A 7,070-nucleotide genomic window follows, 5' to 3' on the forward strand; every position below is an offset into this window, starting at 1 on the left:
CCGCCGGACCGCTGCGCTGGGTCCACAACAAGATCAACGATCTGGTGTTGCACCGGCGCAACCGGGAGACGTTGGCCCGGCTCTCCGACATCGCCACCCGGCAGAAGGGGTGAGCGTGACGCGGACCGTGGTGGTGACCGGCGCGAGCGCCGGCGTCGGCCGGGCCGTCGCCCACGCGTACGCGGCGCGCGGCGCCCGGCTGGCGCTGCTGGCCCGGGGCGAGGCGGGCCTGGCCGCCGCCGAGCGGGAGTGCCGGCTGCGCGGCGCGACCGACGTGCGCGTGTACCGGGTCGACGTGTCCGACGCGGGCGCGGTGCAGCAGGCCGCCGACGACGTGGTGCACCGGTGGGGCGGCATCGACGTGTGGGTCAACAACGCGATGGTGTCGGTGTTCGCGTCCGCCTGGGAGATTCCGGCGCGGGAGTTCCACCGGGTCACCGCTGTCACCTACCTGGGCACGGTGCACGGCACGCTCGCCGCGCTGCGGCACATGCGGGCGCACGGGCGGGGCACAATCGTGCAGGTGGGCTCGGCGTTGGCCTACCGGGGCATCCCGCTGCAGTCGGCGTACTGCGCGAGCAAGCACGCCGTGCAGGGGTTCAACGACTCGCTGCGCGCCGAGCTGCTGCACGACTGCCCGGGGGTGAAGGTGTCGATGGTGCAACTGCCGGCGATCAACACGCCGCAGTTCTCCTGGGTCCGTACCCGGCTGCCCCGGCATCCGCAGCCGGTGCCGCCGATCTTCACTCCGGAGCTGGCCGCCCGGGCCATCGTGTGGGCGGCGGACCACGGCACCCGGGAGTTGAACGTGGGTGGCCCGACCTGGCAGGCCCGGCTGGCCGACGCGCTGTTCCCCGGCCTGCTCGACCGGAAGCTGGCCCGCGACGGGTACGACAGCCAGCAGACCGGCGCCACTATCGATCCGGCGACCTGGCGCGACAATCTGGACCACCCCGGCGACGCGGACACCGACCGGGGCGCGGCCGGGGTGTTCCGCCACCAGGCACGTGACCGTTCCGCAGCGTTGTGGGTGAGCACGCACAAGCCGGCACTCTCCGGTGTCGCGCTCGCCGTCGCGACGCTCGCCCTCGGCGCTGTCGCTCGCCGTCGGCGCTGACCAACACAAGCCCCTTGACCAGGGCTGTTACCCCGGAGCGCGGTGGACGACGACGGTCCGCAACGCCCGGGAGGGGTGCCCCCTCGGTGCGAATGCGGCAACTGGATACCCTTTCCATGACCCATGTCCGCAAACCGAGGATGACCGACATGATCCAGCCGGTGCAGTTGCCGTCGCCGTGGCGGGACGCACGCCTGACCGTCGTCGTGCCCACGTACAACGAGGCGGGCAACCTCCCGGCGCTGGTCGAGCGGCTGCTCGCGCTGCCGCTGCCGGGGCTGCGCATCCTCGTCGCCGACGACAACTCCCCCGACGGCACCGGGGAGGTGGCCGACAAGCTGGCCATCGAGAACCCCGACCGGATCGAGGTCGTGCACCGCGCTGGCAAGGAAGGCCTCGGCCGGGCGTACGTGGACGGGATGAGCCGGGCGGTCGCGGGCGGCGCCGAGTACGTGGCGCAGATGGACGCCGACCTCTCGCACCCGCCGGAGGCGCTGCCGGGGATGCTGGGCGCGCTGCTGTCCACCCAGGCCAGCGTGGTGATCGGTTCCCGGTACGTGCCCGGTGGCGAGCTGGACGAGAACTGGCCGCTCTACCGCCGGGCGCTCAGTGGCTGGGCGAACCTCTACGTGCACACGCTGCTGCGGGTGCGCATCCGGGACCTCACCGCCGGCTTCAAGATCTGGCGGGCCGACGCCCTGCGCGACATCGACCTGGAGCGGGTGCAGTCCAACGGCTACAGCTTCCAGGTGGAGATGCACTACCTCGCCACCAAGCTGGGGCACACCATTCTGGAGGTGCCGATCCGCTTCGAGGAGCGGCGCGACGGCGTCTCCAAGATGACCACCGCGACCAAGGTGGAGAGCGCCCTCATGCCCTTCCGCCTCCGCAGCAAACACCGCAACGTAACCCGCTGACCCCCACCCCCACCCCATCCTGCTGGGTGATCAAGAGGTTCGCGTCGCCGACGGTGGCGAATCTGACGCGAACCTCTTGATCACCGGGACGCGGGAAGGGTGGCGGTCAGGGGGTGGTGGGGTAGATGGCGTTGTGGGCGGTGGCGATGGCTGCGGCGTAGGCGCGGCCGGTGAGCGCACGGTCGCGCGCCAGCGCCGCGCGGGCCGCGTTCGCACCGGGCGCGCCGTGCACCCCGCCGCCCGGGTGCGCCGACGAGCTGGCCAGGAAGAGCCGGTCCACCGGGGTGTCCGCCCGACCCAGTCCAGGGATCGGGCGCAGGAAGAGCTGCTGGTACGCGGCGGCGGTCCCGCCGCCGAGCGCGCCGCCGACCAGGCTGGGGTTGCCCTCCTCCAGATCGACCGGCGAGGCCACGTGCCGGCCCACGATCAGGCGCCGGAAACCCGGTGCCGCGGCCTCCAGCACGTCCTCCATCCGCTGCACGTGCCCGGCCACGTCGTCGGCCCGCCAGGTCCGCCGGAACGGCAGATGGGTGTACGACCAGAGCGACTCGGTGCCCGGCGGGGAGTGGCTCGGGTCCGCCACCGACATCTGCCCGACCAGCAGGAACGGGTCGCGGGGCAGCTCACCACGGGCCAACTCGCTGGCGTAGTGGGTGAGCCCGTTCAGGTCCGCGCCGAGGTGCACGGTGCCGGCGCCGGCCACCTGCCGGTTCGTCCACGGCACCGGCGCGGAGAGCGCCCAGTCCACCTTCAGCGTGGAGCCGTCCCACCGGAAGTGCGCCAGGTCCTCCACCAGCCGCGACGGCAGCGCCGCCGGGCCGACCAGGTCGAGGTAGAGCGCCGGCGCCGGAACGTCGGCGAGCACGGCCCGCCGGGCCCGCCACAGCGCGCCACCGACGGTGCGGACCCCCATCGCCCGGCCCCGGGCGGTGAGCACCCGTTCGGCCCGCGCGCCGTAGATGATCGTCCCGCCGCGCCCCTGTAGCCGATCCACCAGCGCGTCGGTGATCCGCTGCGCGCCGCCGTCGGGCACCGGCCAGCCGACCTGCTGGCCGAGCATGGCCAGCAGCCAGCCGTAGACCCCGGAGCCGGCCTCCTCCGGGGAGAGGTCGGTGTGCAGGGCGCAGCCGGCCAGCAGGGCCGGCCCGCCGGGACCGTCGAAGAGTTCGTCGCCAAGCTTGCGGACCGGCACGACAAGCCGGCGGGCGAGTCGCAGCGCGCCAGCGACCCGCAACCGCCGCAGCAGGCCGAGCCCTCCGCGTACCGGGGGGAACGGCGCGGTGATCGCGTCCAGCATCGGCTCGGCCACGTCGAGCCACTCGGCGTACGCGCTCAGCCACCGCTTGCCGTCACCGGGAGCGAACTGCTCCAGCGACGCGGCGGTGGCGTCCGGGTCCCGGTTGATCACCGCGGCCCGACCGTCGGGCAGCAGGTGGGCCAGCACGTCCGGGGCGTGTCGCCACGACAACCCGTGTCGATCCAGGCCGAGGGCGCCCAGCACCGGTGAGGCGTACCCGAGGGGGTAGAACGAGCTGTAGAGGTCGCTCAGGTAGCCGGGCGCGGTGACCTCGGCGGAGCGGACGGCGCCGCCGGGCGTCGCGGTCGCCTCCAGCACCACCACGTCCCAGCCGGCGTCGGCCAGCAGGTTGGCCGCCACCAGGCCGTTGTGCCCGGCACCGATGATGACGGCGTCCGCGCTCTGCGCGACGGTGGTTGTCATCGGATCCGCCTACCCGGCGCGCAACCGGGCGAAACGCGTTTGCCTCGCCGGGGCCGGGGCATCCAGCGCCGCATGTACACGGTTGCGCAGCTGGTGGGCGGGGTGTGGGGTGCGGGCGGCGACGGCGGCGAACTGGTCGTGCGTGATCCGGCGGACGACCAGCCGGTGAGCACGGTGCCGGTGGCCACCGCCGACGAGGTGGGCAAGGCGACCCAGGCGGCCCGCAACGTGGCGGCCCAGTGGGCGGCGACCGCGCCGGCGGAACGGGCGGCGGCGCTGCACCGGGCCGCGGACGCGGTGGAGGCGGTCGTCGAGGAGTTGGCGGCGGCGGTCACCGCGGAGATGGGCAAGCCGTTGGCGGACGCCCGTGGCGGCGTCGAGGCGGGGATCGGCACCCTGCGACAGTATGCGGAGCTGGCGCCGCTGCGCGGCGGGCGCACCCTCAATGGCGACCCCGACGCGCTGGACTTCCTGACCCCGCAGCCCCGGGGGGTGGTCGCGGCGATCACCCCCTGGAACGACCCGGTGGCGGTCTCCTGTGGGCTGCTCGGCGCGGCTCTGGTGACCGGGAACGTGGTGCTCTACAAGCCGAGCGAACGGACCCCGGCGACGGGTTGGCTGCTGGCCCGCGCGCTGGACCAGGCGCTGCCGGCCGGGGTGTTGTCGCTGCTCACCGGCGGCCCGGAGGTGGGTGCGGCGCTGGCGGCGCAGGAGGTCGACGTGGTGGCCCACGTCGGCGCGACAGCGACCGGCCGGGCGATCGCCACCGCCGCGGCCCGCACCGGCGCGAAGGTGCTCCTGGAGAACGGGGGCAGTGACCCGTTGGTGGTGGACGCGGGCGTCGACCCGCAGTGGGCGGCGGAGCAGGCCGCGCTCGGCGCGTTCGCCAACGCCGGGCAGATCTGCGTGGCGGTCGAGCGGCTCTACGTGCACCGGGAGGTGGCCGACGACTTCGTGGCCGCGCTGGTACGACGCGCCGAGGCGCTGCGGGTCGGGCCGGGCCGGGACCCGGGCACCGAGCTGGGCCCGCTGGTCGACCGACGGCACCGGGACCACGTGCACGGGCAGGTGGCGGCGGCGGTGGCCGACGGGGCGCGGGTGCGCACCGGCGGCGAGGTGCCGCCCGGCCCGGGGGCGTTCTATCCGGCGACCGTCGTCACGGACTGCCGGCACGACACGGCGCTGGTCCGCGAGGAGACGTTCGGGCCGGTCGCACCGGTGGTGGTGGTCGACTCGTTCGACGAGGCGTTGCGTTGCGCGGCGGACTCCCCGTACGGGTTGGCGGCCACCGTGTTGACCCCGTCGATGAGTCACGCGCAGCGGGCCTGGCGAGAGCTGCCGGTCGGCACCGTCAAGATCAACGCGGTGTTCGGGGGCGCGCCGGGCGGTGCCGCGCATCCGCGCCGGGCCAGTGGGCAGGGCTTCGGGTACGGCCCGGAGCTGCTGGACGAGTTCACCGCCACCAAGGCCGTGCACATCGAGGCGCCGGGCGGCGGGCACTGGTAGGACAGCACGGGCGGACGCAGGGGTGGCGCGTCCGCCCGTACCGCGTCGGTGGTGCTCCGGTGCGGCGCGGTCAGTTCCCGCGGGCCTTGCGGGTGGCGCGGTCGTTGGCTTTCTCGATGGCCGTGACCAGCTCCGGCTTGGTCATGCCCGACCGGCCGGGCACGTCGAGTTTGCGGGCCACCGACATCAGGTGGTCCTTGGTGGCGTTGGCGTCCACGCCACCCGCCGTGGGGGCCCGTCGTTCCGGCCCGCCACCGGCGGCCTGCTGGTCGCTGGGACCCTTGCGGCCCTTCGGCTCCCAGTGGTCGCCCACCTTCTCGAACTGGTGCTTCACCGCGGCGAAGGCGGTGCGGTGCGCCCGCTCCCCCTCACCGTAGGTCTCGACCGCCGAGTCGTGCGTCTTCTCCCAGGTGCGCTGCGCCTTATCCGGGGAGCGCCGCAGCGTGCTGGGCAGGTCTTCGCGCCCGGGCATCTCGTCCTCCTCCGTGTCGACAGGGTCACTGTGACCGTTCCCCGGTGACGCGGCGGCAAACCATAGCGGCGTCGGCCGGCCCGGGGGTGGGGTTTGTCGATTTACCCATCCGGGTACCGCCGGGCCAGGCCAGACCGGACGACCGGTCATCCGGCGGCCGGGGCGCAGGGAGCGGGCAATGACGACCACGGAGCCCGGTACCACCCTCGACGGCACAGCGGGCCGCCGGGTGCCGCGACGGATACGGCAGCTGAGCTGGCGAACCTGGCGTGGGGTGCTGGTCCGCAGTGTGCAGAACTTCGTCACCGACAACTGCTCCGACTGGGCCGCCGCGCTCACCTACTACGGCGTCCTGGCGTTGTTCCCGTCCGCCATCGTGGTGGTGGCGCTGGTCGGCCTGGTCTCCAGCGGCGAGCAGACCGTCGACACCGTTGTCGACCTGGCCAACCAGGTGGGCGCCGGGGCGGTGCTGACCGACGACAAGGACGGCGTGATCGGGGTGATCCGCGCCGTGGTGCTCGACCAGAGCAACCCCAAGCTGCTGCTGAGTTTCGGCCTGCTCGGCGCGCTCTGGTCCGCGTCGGGTTTCATCGGCGCGTTCACCAGGGCCTCGAACGCGGTGTACGGGGTGACCGAGGGTCGCCCGGTCTGGAAGCTCCGGCCGCTGCAGATCGGCCTGGCGGCGATCACGCTGGTGCTGCTCGCGGTGGTCGCTCTCGGCCTGATCGTCAGCGGGCCGGTCACCGACGCGGTCGGCGACCTGATCAACGCCGGCGGCCTGGCCCGCACCACGTGGAGCGTGGCGAAGTGGCCGGTCCTCGCCATGATCATGATGGTGCTGCTGTCCCTGCTGTTCTGGATCGCGCCGAACGTGCGCCAGCCCCGGTTCCGCTGGCTCACCCCGGGCGGCGCGGTGGCCCTGCTCTCCTGGGCGGCGGCCTCCTTCGGCTTCGGCCTCTACGTGGCCAACTTCGGCTCGTACGACACCACCTACGGCAGCCTCGGCGCGGCCATCGCGTTCCTGGTCTGGCTCTACCGGTCGAACTCGGCGCTGATGCTGGGCGTGCAGATCACCGCCGAGGTGCAGCGCGGGCGTCAGTTGCAGGGCGGCGACCCGGACCCGGACGAGCCGGTGCTGCCGCCGCGCCGACCGGCCGACGAGTGAGGTCCCGTTCGGCAATGACGTCCGGTTCGGCGCCGGACCGAGGGCCGGTTCGTGGCCCGGTGCCGGTTTAGCGGGCGGGGTGCCGGGTAGCGCAGAAGGCATGGAGCGTGGCAACAGCAAGCACGGACCGAGGATCGACGAACAGATGAGTCAGGAGGTCAGCGGCCTGGTAC

The 7,070-nt window shown here is 73.6% G+C and carries 6 protein-coding genes; 4 read left to right on the top strand and 2 right to left on the bottom strand.

What is annotated here, in order from left to right; translation table 11 throughout:
* Positions 1 to 115: 115 nt before the first annotated feature.
* Positions 116 to 1,117 carry an SDR family oxidoreductase gene (locus tag KBX53_RS16960; RefSeq protein ID WP_030334972.1) on the top strand — a complete coding sequence of 334 codons (1,002 nt, stop codon included), beginning with the start codon at positions 116 to 118 and terminating at the stop codon, positions 1,115 to 1,117.
* A gap of 149 nt (positions 1,118 to 1,266) precedes the next feature.
* Positions 1,267 to 2,034: a polyprenol monophosphomannose synthase gene (locus KBX53_RS16965; RefSeq protein ID WP_030334974.1), complete on the top strand. Its 768-nt coding sequence runs from the start codon at positions 1,267 to 1,269 to the stop codon at positions 2,032 to 2,034.
* Between the two features lie 106 nt (positions 2,035 to 2,140).
* On the opposite strand, the gene KBX53_RS16970 is transcribed toward KBX53_RS16965, so the two are convergent.
* Complete coding sequence (locus KBX53_RS16970) at positions 2,141 to 3,754, bottom strand: NAD(P)/FAD-dependent oxidoreductase (protein ID WP_210860274.1); 1,614 nt, start codon at positions 3,752 to 3,754, stop codon at positions 2,141 to 2,143.
* Between the two features lie 72 nt (positions 3,755 to 3,826).
* Between KBX53_RS16970 and KBX53_RS16975 the strand changes: the two genes are divergently transcribed.
* Positions 3,827 to 5,260: an aldehyde dehydrogenase gene (locus KBX53_RS16975; protein ID WP_030334977.1), complete on the top strand. Its 1,434-nt coding sequence runs from the start codon at positions 3,827 to 3,829 to the stop codon at positions 5,258 to 5,260.
* A 70-nt stretch (positions 5,261 to 5,330) separates the two neighbouring features.
* Here KBX53_RS16975 and KBX53_RS16980 read toward each other — a convergent pair whose 3' ends face one another.
* Complete coding sequence (locus KBX53_RS16980) at positions 5,331 to 5,732, bottom strand: ChaB family protein (RefSeq protein ID WP_030334978.1); 402 nt, start codon at positions 5,730 to 5,732, stop codon at positions 5,331 to 5,333.
* Positions 5,733 to 5,910: 178 nt separating this feature from the next.
* Here KBX53_RS16980 and KBX53_RS16985 point away from each other — a divergent pair, with 178 nt between their 5' ends.
* Positions 5,911 to 6,897: a YihY/virulence factor BrkB family protein gene (locus KBX53_RS16985; protein WP_210860275.1), complete on the top strand. Its 987-nt coding sequence runs from the start codon at positions 5,911 to 5,913 to the stop codon at positions 6,895 to 6,897.
* Positions 6,898 to 7,070 lie beyond the last annotated feature (173 nt).

Origin of the sequence: Micromonospora sp. M51 (assembly GCF_018070305.1) — a bacterium.
Taxonomy (GTDB): Bacteria; Actinomycetota; Actinomycetes; order Mycobacteriales; family Micromonosporaceae; genus Micromonospora; species Micromonospora parva.

What these genes read in the sequence shown, in the direction of transcription:
- KBX53_RS16975 (WP_030334977.1), top strand. Translation starts at nt 3,827, where the DNA reads ATGTACACGGTTGCGCAGCTGGTGGGCGGGGTGTGGGGTGCGGGCGGC.
- KBX53_RS16985 (WP_210860275.1), top strand. Translation starts at nt 5,911, where the DNA reads ATGACGACCACGGAGCCCGGTACCACCCTCGACGGCACAGCGGGCCGC.
- KBX53_RS16965 (WP_030334974.1), top strand. Translation starts at nt 1,267, where the DNA reads ATGATCCAGCCGGTGCAGTTGCCGTCGCCGTGGCGGGACGCACGCCTG.
- KBX53_RS16980 (WP_030334978.1), bottom strand. Translation starts at nt 5,732, where the DNA reads ATGCCCGGGCGCGAAGACCTGCCCAGCACGCTGCGGCGCTCCCCGGAT.
- KBX53_RS16970 (WP_210860274.1), bottom strand. Translation starts at nt 3,754, where the DNA reads ATGACAACCACCGTCGCGCAGAGCGCGGACGCCGTCATCATCGGTGCC.